The 18724-nt window shown below is 63.1% G+C and carries 20 protein-coding genes and 2 pseudogenes; 11 read left to right on the top strand and 11 right to left on the bottom strand.

What is annotated here, in order from left to right; all coding sequences use genetic code 11:
- Positions 1–33 precede the first annotated feature (33 nt).
- Positions 34–987, bottom strand: coding sequence for a 2-hydroxyacid dehydrogenase (locus tag BG60_RS23565; RefSeq protein ID WP_008352899.1), 954 nt, complete (start codon positions 985–987; stop codon positions 34–36).
- A gap of 254 nt (positions 988–1241) precedes the next feature.
- On the opposite strand from BG60_RS23565, the gene BG60_RS23560 reads away from it, so the two are divergent.
- The gene (locus BG60_RS23560; RefSeq protein WP_008352897.1) at positions 1242–2624 is read left to right on the top strand and encodes an MFS transporter; all 1383 of its coding nucleotides are present in this window, start codon (positions 1242–1244) and stop codon (positions 2622–2624) included.
- A gap of 52 nt (positions 2625–2676) precedes the next feature.
- Here BG60_RS23560 and BG60_RS23555 read toward each other — a convergent pair whose 3' ends face one another.
- On the bottom strand, positions 2677–3312 hold the full coding sequence (locus tag BG60_RS23555) for a TetR/AcrR family transcriptional regulator (RefSeq protein ID WP_008352896.1): 636 nt from the start codon (positions 3310–3312) through the stop codon (positions 2677–2679).
- A gap of 151 nt (positions 3313–3463) precedes the next feature.
- Between BG60_RS23555 and BG60_RS23550 the strand changes: the two genes are divergently transcribed.
- The 4 genes from BG60_RS23550 to folE all read left to right on the top strand — a co-directional run bounded on the left by BG60_RS23550 (position 3464) and on the right by folE (position 5371).
- The gene (locus BG60_RS23550; RefSeq protein ID WP_008352894.1) at positions 3464–3895 is read left to right on the top strand and encodes a YybH family protein; all 432 of its coding nucleotides are present in this window, start codon (positions 3464–3466) and stop codon (positions 3893–3895) included.
- A gap of 14 nt (positions 3896–3909) precedes the next feature.
- Positions 3910–4353, top strand: a complete 444-nt coding sequence (locus BG60_RS23545) for a VOC family protein (protein ID WP_008352892.1) — start codon at positions 3910–3912, stop codon at positions 4351–4353.
- 72 nt (positions 4354–4425) lie between these two features.
- On the top strand, positions 4426–4629 hold the full coding sequence (locus BG60_RS23540; RefSeq protein WP_008352891.1) for a hypothetical protein: 204 nt from the start codon (positions 4426–4428) through the stop codon (positions 4627–4629).
- A 91-nt stretch (positions 4630–4720) separates the two neighbouring features.
- Positions 4721–5371 (top strand): GTP cyclohydrolase I FolE, encoded by a 651-nt coding sequence (gene folE / locus BG60_RS23535; protein ID WP_008352890.1) that lies wholly within the window; start codon positions 4721–4723, stop codon positions 5369–5371.
- 71 nt (positions 5372–5442) lie between these two features.
- On the opposite strand, the gene epsC is transcribed toward folE, so the two are convergent.
- Positions 5443–6435: a serine O-acetyltransferase EpsC gene (gene epsC / locus BG60_RS23530; RefSeq protein ID WP_008352889.1), complete on the bottom strand. Its 993-nt coding sequence runs from the start codon at positions 6433–6435 to the stop codon at positions 5443–5445.
- A gap of 111 nt (positions 6436–6546) precedes the next feature.
- A complete protein-coding gene (locus tag BG60_RS37130) occupies positions 6547–6780 on the bottom strand; it encodes a hypothetical protein (protein ID WP_008352888.1) in 234 nt (77 codons plus the stop codon).
- A 287-nt stretch (positions 6781–7067) separates the two neighbouring features.
- On the opposite strand from BG60_RS37130, the gene BG60_RS23520 reads away from it, so the two are divergent.
- Positions 7068–7682 carry a DUF3005 domain-containing protein gene (locus BG60_RS23520; protein ID WP_008352887.1) on the top strand — a complete coding sequence of 205 codons (615 nt, stop codon included), beginning with the start codon at positions 7068–7070 and terminating at the stop codon, positions 7680–7682.
- A 74-nt stretch (positions 7683–7756) separates the two neighbouring features.
- Here BG60_RS23520 and BG60_RS39095 read toward each other — a convergent pair whose 3' ends face one another.
- Entirely contained in the window at positions 7757–7909 is a 153-nt protein-coding gene (locus BG60_RS39095) for a hypothetical protein (protein ID WP_008352886.1), read from the bottom strand.
- A gap of 152 nt (positions 7910–8061) precedes the next feature.
- On the opposite strand from BG60_RS39095, the gene BG60_RS23510 reads away from it, so the two are divergent.
- The 3 genes from BG60_RS23510 (at position 8062) to BG60_RS23500 (ending at position 9732) form a co-directional block, all read left to right on the top strand.
- A complete protein-coding gene (locus tag BG60_RS23510; protein ID WP_008352885.1) occupies positions 8062–8514 on the top strand; it encodes a hypothetical protein in 453 nt (150 codons plus the stop codon).
- Positions 8515–8621: 107 nt separating this feature from the next.
- The gene (locus BG60_RS23505) at positions 8622–9224 is read left to right on the top strand and encodes a short chain dehydrogenase (protein ID WP_174447748.1); all 603 of its coding nucleotides are present in this window, start codon (positions 8622–8624) and stop codon (positions 9222–9224) included.
- 82 nt (positions 9225–9306) lie between these two features.
- Positions 9307–9732 carry a GNAT family N-acetyltransferase gene (locus tag BG60_RS23500; protein ID WP_034473104.1) on the top strand — a complete coding sequence of 142 codons (426 nt, stop codon included), beginning with the start codon at positions 9307–9309 and terminating at the stop codon, positions 9730–9732.
- Here BG60_RS23500 and BG60_RS23495 read toward each other — a convergent pair.
- From BG60_RS23495 to BG60_RS23475, 5 genes and pseudogenes are all read right to left on the bottom strand, one after another.
- A complete protein-coding gene (locus tag BG60_RS23495) occupies positions 9729–10667 on the bottom strand; it encodes an SMP-30/gluconolactonase/LRE family protein (RefSeq protein WP_008352880.1) in 939 nt (312 codons plus the stop codon). The genes BG60_RS23500 and BG60_RS23495 overlap by 4 nt on opposite strands.
- 28 nt (positions 10668–10695) lie before the next feature.
- Positions 10696–12038: pseudogene (locus tag BG60_RS23490) on the bottom strand (type II toxin-antitoxin system HipA family toxin).
- Entirely contained in the window at positions 12038–12292 is a 255-nt protein-coding gene (locus BG60_RS23485) for a helix-turn-helix domain-containing protein (RefSeq protein WP_033536704.1), read from the bottom strand. The pseudogene BG60_RS23490 and the gene BG60_RS23485 overlap by 1 nt, the downstream one beginning before the upstream one ends.
- 135 nt (positions 12293–12427) lie before the next feature.
- Positions 12428–14004 (bottom strand): annotated as a pseudogene (locus BG60_RS23480) (aldehyde dehydrogenase (NADP(+))).
- A gap of 224 nt (positions 14005–14228) precedes the next feature.
- On the bottom strand, positions 14229–15758 hold the full coding sequence (locus BG60_RS23475) for an MFS transporter (RefSeq protein ID WP_008352874.1): 1530 nt from the start codon (positions 15756–15758) through the stop codon (positions 14229–14231).
- 338 nt (positions 15759–16096) lie between these two features.
- On the opposite strand from BG60_RS23475, the gene BG60_RS23470 reads away from it, so the two are divergent.
- The gene (locus BG60_RS23470) at positions 16097–16816 is read left to right on the top strand and encodes a helix-turn-helix domain-containing protein (RefSeq protein WP_008352872.1); all 720 of its coding nucleotides are present in this window, start codon (positions 16097–16099) and stop codon (positions 16814–16816) included.
- A gap of 165 nt (positions 16817–16981) precedes the next feature.
- Positions 16982–18280 (top strand): SUMF1/EgtB/PvdO family nonheme iron enzyme, encoded by a 1299-nt coding sequence (locus BG60_RS23465; RefSeq protein WP_008352871.1) that lies wholly within the window; start codon positions 16982–16984, stop codon positions 18278–18280.
- An 18-nt stretch (positions 18281–18298) separates the two neighbouring features.
- Here the strand turns inward: BG60_RS23465 and tatA are convergent, their stop codons facing one another.
- On the bottom strand, positions 18299–18502 hold the full coding sequence (gene tatA / locus BG60_RS23460; protein WP_008352869.1) for a Sec-independent protein translocase subunit TatA: 204 nt from the start codon (positions 18500–18502) through the stop codon (positions 18299–18301).
- Positions 18503–18724: the final 222 nt, after the last annotated feature.

Genomic DNA, 18724 nt, shown 5'->3' with positions numbered 1-18724 from the left:
TATGTTCGCCCCGGACGCGTTCATGCGCGTGCGTCAGGTCGTGAGGCTGCCTTCGGGGCGCTGTCCCGCAAGAGCCTGAGCGAGACTCGCGAGCACCATCTCGCCCATCGCCGTGCGCGATTCGACCGTTGCGCTCGCGCGATGCGCCTGCAGCACGACGCGATCCATGCCGAACAATTCGGCCGGCACATTCGGCTCATCGACGAAAACATCCAGGCCCGCGCCCGCGATCACGCCACGCGACAGCGCTTCGACGAGATCGCTTTCCTCGACGAGCTTGCCGCGCGCGATGTTGATGAGATAACCGTCCTTGCCCAACGCATCGAGCACGGCCGCATTAACGATGCCCTTCGCTTTATCGGCTGCAGCGGCGAGCACGAGAATGTCGCTTTCGCGCGCAAGCGACAGCAGATCGGGCACGAAGCGATAGTCGATATCGTCCATCGCGCGTACATCGGTATAAGCGATCGGACAACCGAACGCGGCGGCGCGTAGCGCAATCGCGCGGCCCACCTTGCCGAGGCCCACGATGCCCACGCGCTTGCCGCTGAATCGGCGCGACAACGGAATCGCGCTCGGGCTCGGGTTGTTCACCCACTTGCCGGTCTTCACGAAATCGTTGCCGGGGCAGATCTCGCGCAGCGTGGTCAGGATGAGACCGATGGCGAGATCGGCAACATCTTCGGTCAACGCGCCGAACGTACCCGTCACCGGCAAACCGCGCGAGCGCGCGAATTCGAGGTCGACGGCATCGGTGCCGACGCCGTTCACCGCGATCACCTGCAATGCAGGCAAGCGTTCGATGAGATCGTTGGCGATGCCCGTATGTCCGCCGGTAATCACGCCGCGAATCGAAGCGCCGTGTTCGCGGATATACGCGTCCTTGTCTTCCTGCTCGAACAGCCGATGCATCGTATAAAGCGCATTCAGCTTTTCATTGATGGCCGGTACGAGGATGGGATTGAGTTGCAGAATGCTCGGCTTCAATTCGCGTGCTCCATGGTGTTCGTTGCGATGTGGAGCGGATCATGTCTGCTTTCGGCGATAACGTCCAATCCCAAAACGCTATCAATTGATCCACGAATCGACGCATTGCATGCCGCGCTTCGATCGATTCAATCCGGGAATCAGGTAATAGCAATAAAAGATTGGACGCTCTTGCCCACGCTCCCCACAATTCGAAACATCGGAAGGCACATCGACAATAAAGCCTTGCACATAACATCGGAGACAACAGCGCAATGAACAACGCTGACGGCATCGTCGCTTCCTCGAAAGCGGAACCTGTTGCGGAGAAACACACGAAACACCGCTGGGTCGTGATGGGACTGATCTTCTGCATCTGGGCGATCGCGTGCGCGGATCGCGCCAACTTCGGCATCGCGCTGCCGTATCTGAAGAGGGAATATCACATCACCAATACCGAGGCCGGTCTCATCGTGAGCCTGTTCTCCTTCGCTTATGGCTTTGTGCAGATTCCCGTCGGCCTCCTCTACAAGCGACTCAGCGAAAAGACCACCGGCCTGCTGTTTTCCGTCTTCATGATTCTCACGTCGGTATTCACCGGATTGATGGGCACGACATCGTCGGTGTTTCTGCTGATGGCGTATCGCGTGGGTCTCGGCTTGTCGGAAGGACCGCTCGGCATCGGCTGCACCAACGTCATCAACCGATGGTTCCCCGCAAAGGAAAAAGGCACGGCCACCGGCCTGTGGATCGCCGCATCGAAGCTCGGGCCGCTGATCGTGCCGTCGGTGTGCATCATCGTGATCCAGTTGTGGGGATGGCGCGAGATCTTCTATGTGTTCGCGGTGCCGGGCATTCTGCTCGCCGTCGTATGGATGTTCTTCGTGACGAACTCGCCCAGCGAGAATCGCTTCTGCTCGCCCGCCGAGCGCCGCTACATCGCCGATGAAACGACCGTCGGCAGCAACGGCGGCAAGTCGCTGTCGCGCGCGCGCATGACGCCGATGCCCCGGCTCGACGCTATCAATCGCACGAAGCGCGTGCCGCAGCTCGAAACGATTCGCCAGGTCTTCGGCTCGTGGAATATCTTCGGCATCGCGCTGGGCTATGGCTGCATGATCGGCATCAGCAACATCTTCATCTCGTGGATTCCCACTTATCTCGTGACAGTGAAGGGCTTCGCTTCGGTGAAGATGGGCTTCCTTGCATCGGCGCCTTTCATCGGCGCGGTGACGGGCAACATGCTCGGCGGCATCATCTCCGATCGTCTGCTTGGCGGACGCCGCAAACCGATGATGATGCTCGGCGCGCTCGGCACCATGGTGATGACCTTCCTGCTGATCGATGCGCCCGACAGCGTCGCCTATCTCGGCGCGGCGCTGATGCTCGCGGGCCTGATGCTCGGCATCGGCTTCGCAGGCTACTCCGCGTATCCGATGGGTCTCGCAACCAAGGCCACCTATCCGACGGCGTTCGGCATCGTGAACTCGGTCGGACAAATCGGCGGCGCCTGCGCTCCGCTCGCGGTCGGCCTGCTGCTCGACAGCTATAACTGGACCGCGGTCTTCCTGTACATGGTCGGGACCGCGACGCTGTGCCTGCTCTTGTTGCTCAGCGTGGTCGAACCGATAACCGACTCATCGGAACCGGCGAAATGAAATTCAGTTGATTCGATGATGCTTCGCGCCGCTCCGTGCGGCGCGATTTCTTTCAGAGACCGCCCTCGACCATATCGAGAAGCCGCTCGGCAAGCGGTTCGATCTGCGTGCGCTTCAGCCCCTGCAAAGGGCCTTCGATCAGCAAGAGCGCGAAGCCGTGCACCGCGCTCCATGCTAGATATTCCGCTTCGGGCCGGCGTTTCGCTTCGAGCGCGCCCGCCTCGACCATGTCGTCCAGCGCGCGGCTCAGCAACTCGAACGGATCGAGACCGCCCGGCCCCGCGCCATAGGTTTCCTCGTGTTCCGTCCATTCCGTTTGCGGCGCCGCGAACGCCGTGCGAAACAATCCCGCTTCCTTTTGCGCAAAACGAAGATATCCCGTGCCGATGGCGCGCAAACCCGCGCGCGCCGCATCGGCACGGCGGCGCTTCTTCGGGCGCGACGCGAGTTCCTCTTCCATTGCTTGCGCGACGAATGACAGCGCCGCCGAGCGTACCGCCGATAGCAATTCCTGACGGCTCCCGAAGTGACGATAGGCCGCGTTCGGGACGACGCCCGCCCGGCGCGTGGCTTCCCGCAAGACGATCGCGTCGGGGCCGCCTTCGCGCGCGAGTTCGATTCCCGCATCGATCAGCGCGCGTCGCAAATCGCCATGTCGATAGGTGCTGCGCGGCTTGCCATTTGTCATTTTGATTCGTGTGACTTCGATTATGTGGACACTGTCCATTATCTCTGCTACTTTTTGTGGACGGTGTACACAACACAAAAAATAGTTCTGCATCGGTGTTTGCCGTTGCATTGTCACGACGCGGCGGCATCGTATGCGAAAGGAGGTTCGCATGGCGAATACAAATGATCGTACGGATCCGCATGACGATATCGCGCGGATCCGCGAAATGATCGAGGCGTGGCGGCAGGCAGTGCTGGCGAAAGACGTCGATACGCTCGTCAGCCACTACGCGCCGGATGTCGTCGTGTTCGACGTCGTGCCGCCCGCGTCGATCAGGGGCATCGAGCACTATCGCGAGAACTGGCGGCGCTGGTTCGACAGCATGAAAGCCCCGCTCTCATTCGAAATGCGGGAAGTGGAAGTCGCCGCGAGCGGCGATCTGGCTTACGCGCACTCCGTCAACCGCGTCGCCGTGGGCGAACAGGAGGACATCGTGCGCGCGACCGTGTGCTTCAGAAAGATCGATGGCGACTGGCGTGTCGTGCACGAGCACGCATCGGTGCCGCTCATGATGGATATGGACCCTGACGAAACGTCATAACTCAAGGAGCAGTCATGCAAGTGCAACCCTATCTGTTTTTCGAAGGCCGCTGCGAGGAAGCGATCACGTTCTATCGCGAGAACCTGGGCGCGCAAGTCGTCATGATGATGCGCTTCAGCGAAAACCCCGACGCCGGCAAGGCCGAAGCCGCGAGCGGTTGCGGCGTGCCGTCGGGATCGGAAAACAAGATCATGCATGCGGCATTCACCATCGGCGATTCAATGGTGATGGGCTCCGACGGCATGTGCAGCGGCAACACCGAGTTCAAGGGCGTATCGCTTTCGCTCACGGCCGATGACGAACAGCAGGCGGAAAAATACTTCAACGCGCTATCGAACGGCGGCCAGGTGCAGATGCCGATGACGCAAACCTTCTTCGCCAAGCGCTTCGGCATGGTGACGGACAAATTCGGCGTCAACTGGATGGTGCTCGGCGGCGTCGAAGGTCAGCCGCAATAAGCATGCGACGACCGTCCGGCTGGAACGCGGCTTGCGCGCCTTTCATCGCATCAATCCGAAAGGAGGCGCACCATGAGCAACTACGCCGGACGTTCTCAGGAAGACCGTATCGCGCAACGCAAGGGCAATAAGCAGACAGCGCAGGAACAGCCGGGCGGGAACATGGCCGAACCCGGCACGGAGCCCAACAAGGACCATAGCAGCGGCGTGCTGACGGAAGAAGGCAAGCAGGTGTGGCGCACGGGTTCGGGCATCGACGGTGGGGGAAAGACCTGACATCCGTATCGGCCTTCTGAAACGTGAAACAATGGCGGGGTGCCAAAAATATCGCATGTACTATTTGCACCTTGACTCATAGGAGCTTTCGATGAGCGCCCCGCGCAAAAACAATCTTTCAGGTTCGGACATGCCTGCTGATGGAGCCGATCGTCCGACCCGCGAGGAAGCCGAAGCCGCTGTCCGTGTTCTGTTGCGCTGGGCGGGCGACGATCCGCGCCGCGAAGGCCTGCTCGATACACCGGGCCGCGTCGTGCGCGCATATGAAGAGTTTTTTGCGGGCTATACGCAGAATCCGCATGACATCCTCGCTCGCACGTTCTCGGAAGTGCAAGGCTATGACGAAATGATCGTCCTGAAGGACATTCGTTTCGAGAGCTATTGCGAGCATCACATGGTCCCGATCATCGGCCGCGCGCATGTCGCTTATCTGCCGAACAAACGCGTCGTCGGCATTTCGAAGCTCGCGCGTCTCGTCGACGCCTTCGCGAAGCGTCTGCAGATTCAGGAGAAGATGACCGCGCAGATCGCCGATACGCTGAACGAAGTGCTGCAGCCGCTCGGCGTCGGTGTCATTCTGGAAGCCGCGCATCAATGCATGTCGACGCGAGGCGTGCACAAGGCGGGCGTGTCGATGGTCACCTCGCGCATGCTCGGCTCATTCCGCGACGATCCATCGACGCGTCGCGAGTTTCTTGCCATCGTCGGCAATCAGAACGCGTTCAGCGTGTCGAATACGTAAGGCCGCCGCAAGCAAAGCGCACGCGCGAACGCAAACGCAAGCAAACAAAAAAGGGCCTCGCGGCCCTTTTTTCATGCGCCGAATCCGTTGCCCGGCGTGCCCGGTCCCGAACCTTCGCGAATCTTGCCCTGCGATACGTTGCTGCCCGGCGGCACGCTATGCGTGAGCCACACATTGCCGCCGATGACCGAGCCTTTGCCGATGGTCACGCGGCCGAGAATTGTCGCGCCCGCGTAGATGACGACATCGTCCTCCACGATCGGATGCCGTGCGTTGCCTTTGACGAGCGCGCCATCGCTCGTCGAAGGAAAGCTCTTCGCGCCGAGCGTCACGGCTTGATAGACGCGCACATGCTGGCCGATCACCGCCGTCTCGCCGATCACGACGCCCGTGCCGTGATCGATGAAAAAGCTCGGCCCGATGGTCGCGCCCGGGTGAATGTCGATGCCCGTCAGCGAATGCGCGATCTCGTTGATAAAGCGCGCGAGCAAGGGCACGCCGAGCTTGTGCAACGCATGCGCGAGACGATGATGCGTCATCGCCCAGACGCCCGGATAACACAGCAGGATCTCGGTGATGTGCTGCGCCGCCGGATCGCCGGTGAAAGCAGCTTGTATGTCGCTTACGAGCAGCGCGCGGATATGCGGCAACTGCGCGCCGAACTCGCGCGCGATCGCGAAGGCTTGCGCCGAGAGATCGGCTTCGCTCGTCTCGCGATGTTCGGGCAGGAAGCGCAGCGCGCGGCGAATCTGTTCGCGCAACAGACGCAAGTTGGTTTCGAGCGTTTGCCCGACATAGTAGTCGACGCTTTCGTCGGTCAGATCGGGCGCGCCGTAATGCGTGGGAAAGAGCGCCGAGCGCAGGCCGTTGACGATCCCGACGATGGCCTCGCGTGAAGGCAGTTCACGTATGCCGAGCGGATGCCGCGTGCGATGAAGCTCTTCGCGCGACTGGCGCAAGTCCGCGACGATGCGGGCGAGGCCCCATTCCTGAGGCGTGTCGAGCGCGGTGTCGCGGGATGTTTCGAGCGGCGGTACTGCGCCGAACGTGGGCATGTTCTGCATGTCGGGCAAGAAGCGAGGGACGGATTAAACGACAAGCGTAACCGGTTTTGCGAAAGCCTGCCGTCCGGCCGATCGCGCACCCGCGTCCCCGATGCTCGCGCGGAACATCGCTCAGGCTGTGACGTTGCTTGCGTCGATCCAGCGCACGGCCCAGTCGCGCGCGTGCGCGATGGCTTCGCCTTCGTTGCGGAATCGCAGCTCCGAAGGAAAGAATCGGTTCGCGACGAGCTCGCCATCGCTCGATCGCGAGATCACCACGTACGGCTGGTAGCTGCCATCTCCGGCCCGGGCGGGCGCGCAGTTTAGAAGGTAGCCTCGATGTGAAAAGGCTGCATCGTGTTGCATGAGTCACCTGTGTGAAAGTGCCCTGCTCGTTCGAATCGCATTGCTCTTTTTCGACGGCAAGGTAACGCGCCCTCCTGATTGCTCGAGTTTCGCGTATTGCGCTTTGCCGCCGACAGGTTCCAAATAATACTTGCAGGAAATCGGCTTGGGGTCGAAAAAAGGCCTGAAATTTTAAGTATCTCCGAAGGCGCTCTCCGGCAAGGCTCGCGGTTCCGTCGCCAAATATCCGGAACGAGTCTTGCGTGAGGGCTTGGTCAATTCAGGTCCAACTGCAACGGAGCAATGCGATGAACAACGCTGAATCAAACGATCCGCAGAACAAGCAGAACGCGCAGGTCGCCGACAGTCCGATCAAGACGCCCGGCGCGGAAACCGCTCACGTGAAGATGAGCGATGCGAACAAGGCCGCAGCGGGCGGCGAAGCGCACGCGGGCGCGGGCGCCGGTGCGAAGACGGAGACGACGAAGGCAGGCATGCATGTCGGCCCGCAAGGTCTCTATGAGAAGCCGCCGCGCGGCGTCGATGTCGCCAACGACGACGGACTCGACGACACCGTCGATGCCGACGCGAAGAGCATTCATGCGCGACGCGAAGCGGAAATGCTCGCGCGCGAGCCGGATTCCGTCATCACTTCGAATGCGACGACCGTGAACTTCGTACCCGAACCGGGCGATGGTCTCGGCGGCTTCGACAGCCGTCCCGGCCGCAATGGCGTGTTGCTTGCGCTGGAGCGGGGCTATCGCCTGATCGATCGCGGCATGGTCGCGCCGACGGTCCCCGAGGTCGAAGACAAGGTGCGTTTCGAAGGACGCGATCCGCACGGCCACACCTTGCGCGGACGCAAGCACTACGCGCTGAATCATCTGCGTCCGTCGCGGCTCTTCGAGCTCGAACGGAAATGAGCACGACCGCCGTCGCGCATAAGCAAAGAGCCGCATGGACTATGCGGCTCTTTTTACTTGCGTGGCTTCGCGCGTTACTTTTTTTCTTCCTTCTCGTCATCGGTTTCGATGCGCGTCACGCCGCCCGTTGCAGGCGGATCGCTCGCGGGGAACGTGTCTTCGACTGCCTTGTCGAGATCTTCGTCGTCACGTTCCGAATGCGGATTCTGTTCCTTCAGATTGCCCATCGTCTGCTCCTTTGCTCGTTGCTGATCGACGTAATGCGAAGCAACGCGCGTTCCTTGAACGTGGCACGGCGTATGCTCGAGGACACGGCGAACGAAGCGCCGCAGCGCAACATACATCGCCGGCGCACGAGAGTCGATAAAGGGGAAACCACATGACGACCCACGCATACGACGGTTACACGCAAGAGACCGAAGAGACCACGCAACTTGAACCGGCTACGCGCCACGCCGTTACGCCCGAGCAGCGCTTTACATCGGCGATCGCGTGTCTCGGCGCGGCCTGGGCGCTGTCATGGGCCGAGTTCGCATTGACGCTCGCCATCGGGCTTCCAGGCGATGCATCGAGCCATCCGCTCGCCGCGATGGTCGCGTCGCGGGTGCTCGTCGGCCTGCTCTATGTGTGCGTTGCATCACGCCTGCAATGGGCGCGCTGGCTGACCGTCGCGCTCGGATTCGTGTCCGTCACCCTCGTCGCGCCGACCCTTGCGCTGCAATGGCATATCTTTCCGGCGGCCGCGTTCGTCTGCGGCGTCGGACTCGTCTGCAAGTTCGCGGCGTCGCTCTATCTTCTTTCGCCGATGCCAGGACGCCTCGCGACGCACTAGCCATTCGTAACTCGCGGTTTGCAATCCTTGAAGCGGACGCGGCTTTTTCGCGCGTCCGTCCGCTCGCACAATGCATGACCACCTTCAACGTCATCCATGCGAGCCCGATCATGAAAATCGCTGTCATTGGTGCAACCGGCACGGTCGGCCAGGCGGTCGTCGCCGAATTGAAAGCCCGTCACGAAGTCATCGAAATCGGTGCGACGCGCGGGGCGCGTCGCGTCGATCTGCTCGATCTCGACAGCATCAGAAAGCTCTTCGAAACCATCGGCAAAGTGGATGCGATTGTCGCGACCGCCGGTCATGTGCACTTCGGCCCGCTCGTGAAGATGACGCCGGAGCAATTCCGTCTCGGTCTCAACGACAAGCTGATGGGCCAGGTCAATCTCGTGCTCACCGCGCGCGATTACCTGAACGACGGCGGCTCGTTCACGTTGACGAGCGGCATCGTCGGCGCGGAGCCGATTCGCGAGGGCGCGAGCGCGGCGGCGGTCAACGGCGCGATCGAAGGCTTCGTGCGCGGCGCGGCGATCGAACTGCCTCGCGGCCTGCGCATCAACGTCGTGAGTCCGACGATGCTCGAAGAGGCGCGCGAAAGCTTCGGCCCGTATTTTCGCGGTTTCGAGGCCGCGAGCGGCGCGCGCGTGGCGCTGGCGTACAGCCGCAGTGTCGAGGGCGCGGAGACGGGGCGCATCTATACCGTCCACTGACACTTGCGCGCGCGAAGTGTGCATGGAGCGCGACGCATCGATCGCTTATGCTCGGCGCTTCGAAAAACTCATGGAGCGCGCGATGCAATGGACCCGGGACGGCTATCGGCTGAGCACGGACATCGACGAATTCGACTTCGATGTCGTGCATCGCTATTTGAGCGAAGTGGCGTACTGGTCGCCGGGCATCGCGCGAGAAAAGGTCGAGCGCGCCGCGCGTCATTCGCTCGCGTTCGGGCTCTTTCACGGCAACGCGCAGATCGGCTATGCGCGCATGATTACCGACACGACGACATTCGCCTATCTCGCAGATGTGTTCGTGCTGCCCGAGCATCAAGGCGCGGGCCTCGGCACATGGATGATCCAATGCGTGATGGCGCATCCCGATCTTCAGGGGCTGCGCCGCATGATGCTCGTCACGTCCGACGCGCACGGGCTCTACGCGCGCTTCGGCTTCGCGGCGAGCCAGCATCCCGAGCGCATCATGGAGAAGATCGGCAAGGCTTAACCGCCCTTCACGCCCTGCGTGTTGACGTAAAGCGCATAGAGCCCGTGACTCGCCGCCATGAACAACCGGTTGCGATGCCGTCCGCCGAAACACACGTTCGCGCAACGCTCGGGCAAGTCGATGTGGCCGATCGCTTCGCCTTGCGGCGTGAAGACGCGCACGCCGTCGAGTTCGGCGTCGCCCATGCCCCAGCCGCACCACAGGTTGCCGTGAATATCGACGCGAAAGCCATCGGGGGTGCCGGGGCCCGCATCGATGAGCGGGCGCGCCTCGCCTAGCCTGCGGCCGCCGTCGAGCACGTCGAACGCGTAAATCTTGCGCGGCGTCGCGCGCGATTCCACCACATACAGCACCGATTCGTCCGGCGAGAACGCGAGACCGTTCGGGCCCACGAAGGCGTCGATCATCATCGTGATTTCGCCGCTCTGGCCATCGACGCGATAGACGCAGGGCTTCAGTTGCGCCTCGTTCCTTTCGCCTTCGTAGAAACCGTCGATGCCGAAGGTCGGATCGGTGAACCAGATCGAGCCGTCCGACTTCACGACGACATCGTTCGGCGAATTGAGCGGCTTGCCGGCGTAGCGATCGGCGATGACGGTGATCGATCCGTCGTATTCGGTGCGCGTCACGCGCCGCGTCAGATGCTCGCAGCTTACGAGCCGGCCTTCGCGATCGCGCGTGTTGCCGTTCGCGTTGTTCGACGGCTTGCGAAACACGCCGACTTCGCCGCTCTCTTCGTCCCAGCGCAGGATGCGATTGTTCGGGATGTCGCTCCAGAGCAGATAGCGGCCGTCGCCGAACCAGACCGGCCCTTCGGACCAGCGCGCGCCCTGATACAGACATTCCACCGACGCCGATGCGATGCGCAGTGCATTGAAACGCGGGTCCAGCACGCGCACGGCGGGGTCGGGATAGCGGCGGTCGGGGTGGGTCATCTTTCTTGTCTCCGGTTGGGGGTTGTCTTCACGGTTCGCCGGCGGCCACGCCGGTCAACTCGGCGATCGATCTGTTCAGGCCATCGAAGATACGCTCGGCGACCCGAGGCGGAAAATCGCCGGGCAATTGCGCTGTCACTTCGTCGATGACCGTCGGCGCGCGTTCGATGATGTGCCGGATGATCGGCTCCGCGCTCTCGCCGAAACCGCATCTCTGCGCCATCGCGTCGAAGTGCCGGCGCTTGATCTCGCGAAACGCGTAGCGCCTGCTCGCACCGGGGATGGCCATCGCCAGCTTCGCCTTGTCCCACGACCATTGGTTGGCGCCGTCGCCTTCCACTGGCCGGATCGACATGACGTCATAGAGCGGCGTGAGGCGGTATTGTCCGCCCCTCGCCAGATGAATGCTGAAGTTCTTCGCGTGACCGTCGGGCGCGGCCAGCAGCCAGAACAGGATCTGCGCGCTCACGAGCGTTTGCACGTCACGGCGCGCTTCGGTCGACTGTTGCAGCACGCGCGCGAGATCGAGCACGCCCGGACCGCCATCGTGCTCGTACTTCTTGTGCGGAGGCAGCCCGGTCGCCTGGCAGAAATCTTTGGCAGACGAAGAATCCACTTTCCGCCTGGGTGCATCCGCCGGTCGAAACGCTCGACGACAAGCACGCGCCGTTCGCCGAAATTCGCGATCTCGACGTTCGCCGCGGGCAAGCCGAACGCCTGCAGGAGACGCATGCAGAGCCATTCGTTCTCGACCGATGTCGTGAGATCGGCGCGTCGATTGCCGACGAGCCCCAACGGCAGCTTGAGGATATGCGTCGTCGGCGTCGCGCCATGGGGCTTGAGCCATCGTCCGCCGTGCCGCAGCAGCGCGGTCTTTTCCTGCGCGCCCGCGAGCGAAATGCGGAAGTCGTCGTCATGGTCGGTGCCCAAGGGCATGCCGCCGGCCACCTGATTCAGCGGGCTTTCGACGTCATCGTCGCTGAACGGCGTTCCTTCGATGCTTTCGATGTCTTTCGGCGCTTCGTCGTCGGCAAGCAGTTGCACGGCACCGACACAATCGCGACCGATGGCCCGCAGCAAGTCGAACGCATCGGCGCTGTCGGTCTGAAAGCGCTGCGCGATGCGGCGGCGAATCGGCTCGCTGTCGGGCAGAAGATTGTCGAAGTAGTTGAGCACGGCGTCGCCTTTCAGCGGCGCGCCGTCGAGACCGATCGGCAGCAACAGCGAGAGCGGACGTGCCTCGTCCGAGCGAATCCACTCGGTGTCGTATATGAGTTCTGCCGGTCCGCGCGTAGGCAGATTCCACGTTGCCACGCGCTTTCCGTTGGCCCATACGAACAACGCGCGGGAACGAAGCCGACGCCCGGCCATTACCAGTCGGCCTCGTTTGCTTCGGGCAGCGACGTGTCGGGCCGGGCCTGCACCAGCAACTGGAGGCCGTAGACGCCGAACATCGCGAGGAGTTGATCGAGCGTCAGCGAGCGTGAATCGCGCTCCAGGGTGGAAAGCCGGCTTTGGCTGATGCCGAGGCGCGCCGCCGCCTGCGTCTTCGTCAGTCCGGCCTGCTTGCGGCCGGCCGCGAGCACATGGCCCATCTGCGCGACTGTCACGATAACTTGTTGCATGGCGCAAATTATCTGTGTGGCGAATAAAAGCAGTTTATTCGCCACACAGATAATCGGCCAACTACAAACCAGAGCGAGTATCTGCGAGAAGAATAAATGCCGTTTATTCGTCCCGCAGATATTCGATGCCGGCGCTCAGTTCGGCCCCAGCTCTCCATCCCTCAGACGCCACAAGTTCAATGGATTGTCGTCCGCCAGCGCAGCCGGCAACAGCGCCGCCGGCAGATCCTGATAGCACACCGGGCGCAGGAAGCGCTCGATCGCCATCGCGCCGACCGACGTGGAACGGCTGTCCGATGTGGCCGGGAACGGCCCGCCGTGCACCATCGCGTAGGACACTTCGACGCCCGTCGGAAAACCGTTCGCGAGAATCCGGCCCGCCTTGCGCTCGAGCACCGGCAACAAGCGCCGCGCAAGCTCGACGTCGCCCTTTTCCATCAGCAGCGTCGCGGTGAGTTGGCCTTCGAGATGGCGCGCGACGGCGATCATCTCGTCCTCGTCGCGGCAAATGACGATCACCGACGTCGGTCCGAAAATCTCGCCCGACAGTTGCGGCTTGGCCAGAAATTCCTCCGCATTCACGCGATACAGCACCGGCAGCGCGCCGCTCGATGCGTCGCCCTTCACGCCGGTCGCGATATTGCGCGCGCCGGACGCGTCGCGTTCCTGGATCCCGCTCGCGTAGGCCGCGGCGATCTGCGCGGTGAGCATTGTCTGCGTTTCCTTCTTCATGATCGCGGTGGCGGCCAGATCGATGAAGTCGTCGAGATCGGCCCCTCCAGCGCGATTACGAGGCCCGGATTCGTGCAGAACTGGCCGACGCCGAGCGTCACCGAATCGATGTAAGCCGCCGCCAGCGTGTCGCCGCGCGCTTCCAGCGCGCCCGGCAACGCGAAAACCGGGTTCACGCTGCTCATTTCGGCGAAGACGGGAATCGGCACCGGGCGTTTCGCCGCGATATCGACGAGCGCGAGCCCGCCGCGCCGCGAGCCGGTAAAGCCGACGGCCTGAATCGCCGGATGCGCGACGAGCGCCTCGCCGATCGCATTGCCCGCGCCGACGACGAGCGAAAACGTGCCCTCGGGCAAGCCGTTGTCGGCGACCGCCTTCTGCACCGCGCGGCCGACGAGTTCGGACGTGCCGAGATGCGCCGGATGCGATTTCACGACCACCGGACAGCCCGCCGCGAACGCCGAGGCGGTATCGCCGCCCGCCACCGAAAACGCCAGCGGAAAATTGCTCGCGCCGAACACGGCGACCGGGCCGAGCGGAATCTTTTGCAAACGCAGGTCGGATCGCGGCAGCGGTTTTCTGTCCGGCTGCGCGGAATCGAGCGTCGCCGAGAGCCAGCGGCCCTCGCGCACGAGCGATGCGAAGAGCCGCAACTGCCCGACCGTGCGGGCGCGCTCGCCTTCGAGACGCGCCTTCGGCAGCGCGGATTCGGCCATCGCGCGCTCGATCAGCGTATCGCCGAGCGCGATGATGTTGTCCGCGATCGCTTCGAGAAACTGCGCGCGCGTTTCGAACGGCGCGTGGCGATAGTCGTCGAACGCCGCTTCGGCCAGCTCGCACGCGCGCGCGACTTCCGCCGCGCCGCCGCCGCCGAACTCGGGTTCGAGATCGGCGTTGCGCGCGGGGTCGAACGCGCGGAGCGTGGCATCGGTGCCCCGCACGGCCGATGCCCCGATCAGCATCTCTCCGGTGATCTTCATTTCAGCTCCTCATCTCTTGTTGGCGATGGGCGGCGAGCGCTGGGCGCGGCCGCCCGCTAAAGCGAGTGACCCGCGCCCCGCGCAAGCGTTCCGCGCGAGGCGTGCGAGTGGTCATCGAGAGCGGTGAAGCAAATGCGGTGCGCGGTCGAAGCCGAAGCGAAAACCGGTCTTGCGTTGACGCCAGAAACTATAGGCGCGACGCACCACTTGCGAAAGGAAGCGCCTCAGGTTTTGGCGACGGGCGTCGCGGACTTCCTGAACGTGATGTGCGCGATGCGCCGCACCAGCAGCGCCGCCACGAGCGCGGCGACGGCCGTCAGCAGCACGCCGATGTGGATCGACTGCACGAGCGCGTCGCGGGCGGCATCGAAGAGCGCGGGCCCGTCGAGACCGGCCGCGCCCAGTTCGGCAAGGATGCGCTCGCGCAACGCTTCATCGACGAGAATGCGCGGATCCGACAGCCGCGGCAGCCACTGCGCCGACACCGACGGCCCGAGCACGCTCACCGTACGCGCCACGACGCTCGCATAGTGATGCGCGACGATCGTCCCGACGATGCTCGTGCCCATCATCCCGCCGACCATGCGCGTCGATTGCAGGAGCGCCGTCGTGATGCCGAAGCGCTCGCGGCCCGCGATCTCCTGCCCGAAGATATTCATGTTGTTGAGGATGAAGCCGAGGCCGATGCCGGTCGCGGCCATCGGCAATTCGATCCACACGTGCGGCGTCGATTCGCGCGCGAACGCGAGTCCGACCGACGCGATCAAGAGCAGCGTGAAGCCGATCGACAGGATATTCACCGGCTTCTTCATGTGAATCACGATGCGCGTGTTGATGAAGCTGCCGAGCGCGATGCACGCGGCGATCGGCGTCGCGAGCAGACCCGCGGCCTGCGGCGACAGGCCGAAGCCGCCTTGCAGCAGGAGCGGCGCGAAGAAGATCAGCGAGAACATCACGAAGCCCGCGAGAAACGAGAGCGTGAAGAGCGTGTTCATCTGCGCGTCGCGGAAAATGTCGAGCGGGATGATCGGATGCGTCGCGCGCCGCTCGCAGATCAGGAGCGCCACCGCGCACACCGCCACGCCGATGCCGAGCGCGACATTGGCGGCCGTCAGCCCGTCCTGCGGCAGCGCCTCGATCAGCGCCTGAAAGCCGCCGAGCACCAGCGCGACGAGCGCCGCGCCCGTCCAGTCGATCTTCACGCCGCCCTCGCGCGGCCGATGCAGGTTCGGCAGATGCGCCCAGATGAAATACAGCGCCGCCGCGCCGACCGGCAGATTGACGAGAAACGTCGAGCGCCAGCCCCAGTGCTGGCTCATCCAGCCGCCGAGCGACGGCCCGGCCGCCGTGCCGATGCCGTAAGCCGCCGCGAGCACGACCTGCCAACGCACGCGGGCGCGCGGATCGGGGAACAGATCGGGAATCGACGCGAACGCGGTGCCGACCATCATCCCGCCGCCGACGCCCTGCAGCCCGCGCGCGAGCACGAGGAACAACATGCTGGGCGCGAGGCCGCACAGCACCGACGCGACCGTGAACGTAATCACCGCGGCGATCACGAAGCGCTTGCGGCCGAAGTAGTCGCCGAGCCGCCCGAACACCGGCACCGTCACGACCGACGCCAGCAGATACGCGCTCGCGATCCACGCGTAGAACTCGAAGCCGTGCAGCTCCGCCACGATCGACGGCAGCGCGGTGCTGACCACCGTCTGATCGAGCGCGACGAGCATGTTGACGAGGCCGATGCCGAGCATCGCGTAGAGAGCGGTTCTGAACGGTAAAGCAGGCGGCGATTGAGTCACGGTCGGGCGGGCGGGATGGAGAAGTGCTAAAAAGAGATCGCGCCGCCGTTTGTTAAGCGGACGCTGATGCAGAAGAACCACGAATTGTACGGCCTGCCTTGCGCCAGATCGACCTATCGCAAAAAAGCATCGGCGCTGATTCCGTCGACCATTGGCGATCTCGGTAAAAAAGCAACCCAGTAAGGTAAAAAAGTTTGACCGATGCCGTGCCCGCGTCAATTTTTCACGCGGGCCAATGGTTGCCCTATGGGAGAATCGTTTTGTCATTCATCAACAAAACGAAGCCCAAAATGTCCGTCGTGTCCGAACTTTCCCGTGCGCGCCGCAATTCGGCGCACTGCTCCACGTGCGCGATGCGTCATCTGTGCATGCCCGAAGGCCTGTGCGCGAACGACATCGCCAAGCTGGAGAACATCATTTCGGTGACGCGCAAGGTCAAGCGCGGCGACGCGCTCTTTCGCGCGGGCGACCGCTTCGATGCCCTGTTCGCCGTGCGCTCCGGGTCGATCAAGACGGTCATCACGCACGACGGCGGCCGCGAGCAGGTGACGGGGCTGCTGCTCGCGGGCGATGCGCTCGGTTTCGAAGGCATCGAGGAAGGCGAGCATACGTGCGATGCGATCGCGCTCGAAGACAGCTCCGTCTGCGTCGTGCCGTATTCGCTTTTCGAGCGCATGTGCCGCGAAACCGACGCGCTGCAAAAGCGCCTGCATCGCATGATGAGTCACGCGGTGAACCGCGAGGCGAATCACGTCGTGCGGCTCGGCATGCTGCGGGCCGACGAGCGCGTCGCGCGGCTGCTGCTCGATCTTTCGTCGCGGCTGTCGAAGCGCGGTTACGCGTCGTCGGAATTCACGCTGCGTATGACGCGCGACGACATGGGCAGCTATCTCGGCATGACGCTCGAAACCGTGAGCCGCACCCTGTCGCGTTTCGACAAGGCGGGCCTCATCGAGACGCAGGGCAAGTTCATCCGCATTCGCGACTTCGACGCGCTGCGCGCCGTCTGACGGGACATCGTCTGCGATTATTGCGTCGGCCCGAATAATCGCCGCCTATTTTTCTGTTGGCATGCGCTTCGCTAGGGTTTAGTCTTTTCGATTCGACCGACGCGCGCTACGGCGCGCGTTTTGGTCGATTGCGAAGCCACTGGCCAGCCACGGAGATTGGGCGACATGAACCGCGAACCTTCCCTGCGTCATCCGCTGCTCGAGCGCCTCGCCGAAGCGCGCCGCGTCACCGACGAGCTTTTCAATGTCGTCAAGCCCGAGCACCTTTACGACAGGCCGATCGCCGAGCGGCATCGCATCGTTTTCTATATCGGGCATCTCGAAGCCTTCGACCGCAATCTGCTCGATCAGCGGCTCTTCGATCTGCCGAGCCCGAATCCCGCCTACGACCAGCTTTTCGCTTTCGGGATCGATCCGGTGGACGGCGGCCTGCCGACCGATCAACCGTCCGACTGGCCTTCGCTCGACGAAGTGCGCGCGTATCGCGACACGGTTCGCGCCGAGATCGACGCGCATTTCGATCCGATCAGGATCGCCGCGGCGCCGCTTTCGGCAGACGAGCCGCCCGCGAAGCTGCTCGAAGTGGCGATCGAGCATCGGCTGATGCACGCGGAAACGCTCGCGTACATGCTGCATCAATTGCCGGTCGATAGAAAAATCGCGCCATCGAATGCGTTTTCGGAACGTTCGTCGGATCGCGATCTGTCACACGAAAGCGTGCGCGTGCCGGCGGGCAGCACGACGCTCGGGCTGACGCGGGAAAGCGGCCTGTTCGGCTGGGACAACGAGTTCGGCGAGGAACGCATCGAGGTGCCCGCGTTCGAGATAGACCGCCATATGGTCACGAACGGCGACTATCTGCGTTTCATCGATGCAGGCGGTTACTGGAATCGCGATTACTGGGACGACGCCGACTGGGCGTGGAAGGAAGAGCAGCGCATCGCGCACCCGGCGTTCTGGATTCCCGGCGACGACGCGAACGCATGGCAGCTACGCACGATGTTCGACGAAATCGCGCTGCCGCCCGACTGGCCCGTCTACGTGAGCTACGCCGAAGCGAAGGCGTACGCGCGCTGGGCGGGCAAGTCGTTGCCGACCGAGGCGCAATGGCAGCGCGCCGCATCGGGCGCGCCGCATGTCGCGGAAGGCAACTTCGATTTCCGCCGATGGGACCCGGCGCCGGTGCAGGCGCATCCGGAGAATCGCAGCGAGTTCGGCGTCGAAGGGCAATTCGGCAACGGCTGGGAATGGACGTCGACGGAATTCGGCCCGCTGAACGGCTTCGAGCCGTTTCCGTTTTATCTCGGCTATTCGGCGAATTTCTTCGACGGCAAGCACTTCGTGATAAAGGGCGGCTCGGCCCGCACGGCGGCGTGCATGTTGCGGCCGAGCTTCCGCAACTGGTTCCAGGGGCATTACCAGTACGTCTATGCGGGATTTCGCTGCGTGAAGAACATCGATTGAGCGATCATCGCGCGCAACTTATCGTGCGGTCACATCCTTGGCCGGGACGTCGATGGTCGCCGTTGCATTGGCGGCCGGCGTCGCGCTTTCGCCCACGCCATCCTTGAAAGCCTTGACCGCGCCGCCGAGATCGGAACCGACGCTACGCAGCTTTTTGGTGCCGAAAACGAGCGCGACGATAGCCAAGACGATGAGCCAATGCCCGATGCTGAGACTTCCCATATCACCTAACCTCACAGAGATAAACGTTGAAACCGGGCGGGATGCGCAAGATTTACTCGACGCCCCGCTCGCACTTTGCGTATTCTGTCATAAAAATCAACAACTTATGTGACCCCGTTTTGAACTGCGCTCGGTAAACGGCCGGCTCCCGAGTATTTATTGCCTCGGGCCCCAAAATGGAAACGCCGCGCGTCCTCACGAACGCGCGGCGTTTTTCGCTTG

Origin of the sequence: Caballeronia zhejiangensis (genome assembly GCF_000698575.1) — a bacterium.
GTDB classification, from domain to species: domain Bacteria; phylum Pseudomonadota; class Gammaproteobacteria; order Burkholderiales; family Burkholderiaceae; genus Caballeronia; species Caballeronia zhejiangensis.
The sequence above is the reverse complement of the archived record's forward strand: the minus strand, read 5'-3'. Positions and strand labels throughout refer to the sequence as shown.

What these genes read in the sequence shown, in the direction of transcription:
- BG60_RS23475 (WP_008352874.1), bottom strand. Translation starts at nt 15,758, where the DNA reads ATGCTCGGCATCGGCCTCGTCAACATGCTCGTCGCGCTCGATCAGACG.
- folE (WP_008352890.1), top strand. Translation starts at nt 4,721, where the DNA reads ATGAGCGCCCCGCGCAAAAACAATCTTTCAGGTTCGGACATGCCTGCT.
- BG60_RS23495 (WP_008352880.1), bottom strand. Translation starts at nt 10,667, where the DNA reads ATGACCCACCCCGACCGCCGCTATCCCGACCCCGCCGTGCGCGTGCTG.
- BG60_RS23520 (WP_008352887.1), top strand. Translation starts at nt 7,068, where the DNA reads ATGAACAACGCTGAATCAAACGATCCGCAGAACAAGCAGAACGCGCAG.
- BG60_RS23560 (WP_008352897.1), top strand. Translation starts at nt 1,242, where the DNA reads ATGAACAACGCTGACGGCATCGTCGCTTCCTCGAAAGCGGAACCTGTT.
- BG60_RS23470 (WP_008352872.1), top strand. Translation starts at nt 16,097, where the DNA reads ATGTCCGTCGTGTCCGAACTTTCCCGTGCGCGCCGCAATTCGGCGCAC.
- BG60_RS39095 (WP_008352886.1), bottom strand. Translation starts at nt 7,909, where the DNA reads ATGGGCAATCTGAAGGAACAGAATCCGCATTCGGAACGTGACGACGAA.
- BG60_RS23510 (WP_008352885.1), top strand. Translation starts at nt 8,062, where the DNA reads ATGACGACCCACGCATACGACGGTTACACGCAAGAGACCGAAGAGACC.
- BG60_RS37130 (WP_008352888.1), bottom strand. Translation starts at nt 6,780, where the DNA reads ATGCAACACGATGCAGCCTTTTCACATCGAGGCTACCTTCTAAACTGC.
- BG60_RS23500 (WP_034473104.1), top strand. Translation starts at nt 9,307, where the DNA reads ATGCAATGGACCCGGGACGGCTATCGGCTGAGCACGGACATCGACGAA.
- BG60_RS23465 (WP_008352871.1), top strand. Translation starts at nt 16,982, where the DNA reads ATGAACCGCGAACCTTCCCTGCGTCATCCGCTGCTCGAGCGCCTCGCC.
- BG60_RS23550 (WP_008352894.1), top strand. Translation starts at nt 3,464, where the DNA reads ATGGCGAATACAAATGATCGTACGGATCCGCATGACGATATCGCGCGG.
- epsC (WP_008352889.1), bottom strand. Translation starts at nt 6,435, where the DNA reads ATGCAGAACATGCCCACGTTCGGCGCAGTACCGCCGCTCGAAACATCC.
- BG60_RS23540 (WP_008352891.1), top strand. Translation starts at nt 4,426, where the DNA reads ATGAGCAACTACGCCGGACGTTCTCAGGAAGACCGTATCGCGCAACGC.
- BG60_RS23545 (WP_008352892.1), top strand. Translation starts at nt 3,910, where the DNA reads ATGCAAGTGCAACCCTATCTGTTTTTCGAAGGCCGCTGCGAGGAAGCG.
- tatA (WP_008352869.1), bottom strand. Translation starts at nt 18,502, where the DNA reads ATGGGAAGTCTCAGCATCGGGCATTGGCTCATCGTCTTGGCTATCGTC.
- BG60_RS23485 (WP_033536704.1), bottom strand. Translation starts at nt 12,292, where the DNA reads ATGCAACAAGTTATCGTGACAGTCGCGCAGATGGGCCATGTGCTCGCG.
- BG60_RS23555 (WP_008352896.1), bottom strand. Translation starts at nt 3,312, where the DNA reads ATGACAAATGGCAAGCCGCGCAGCACCTATCGACATGGCGATTTGCGA.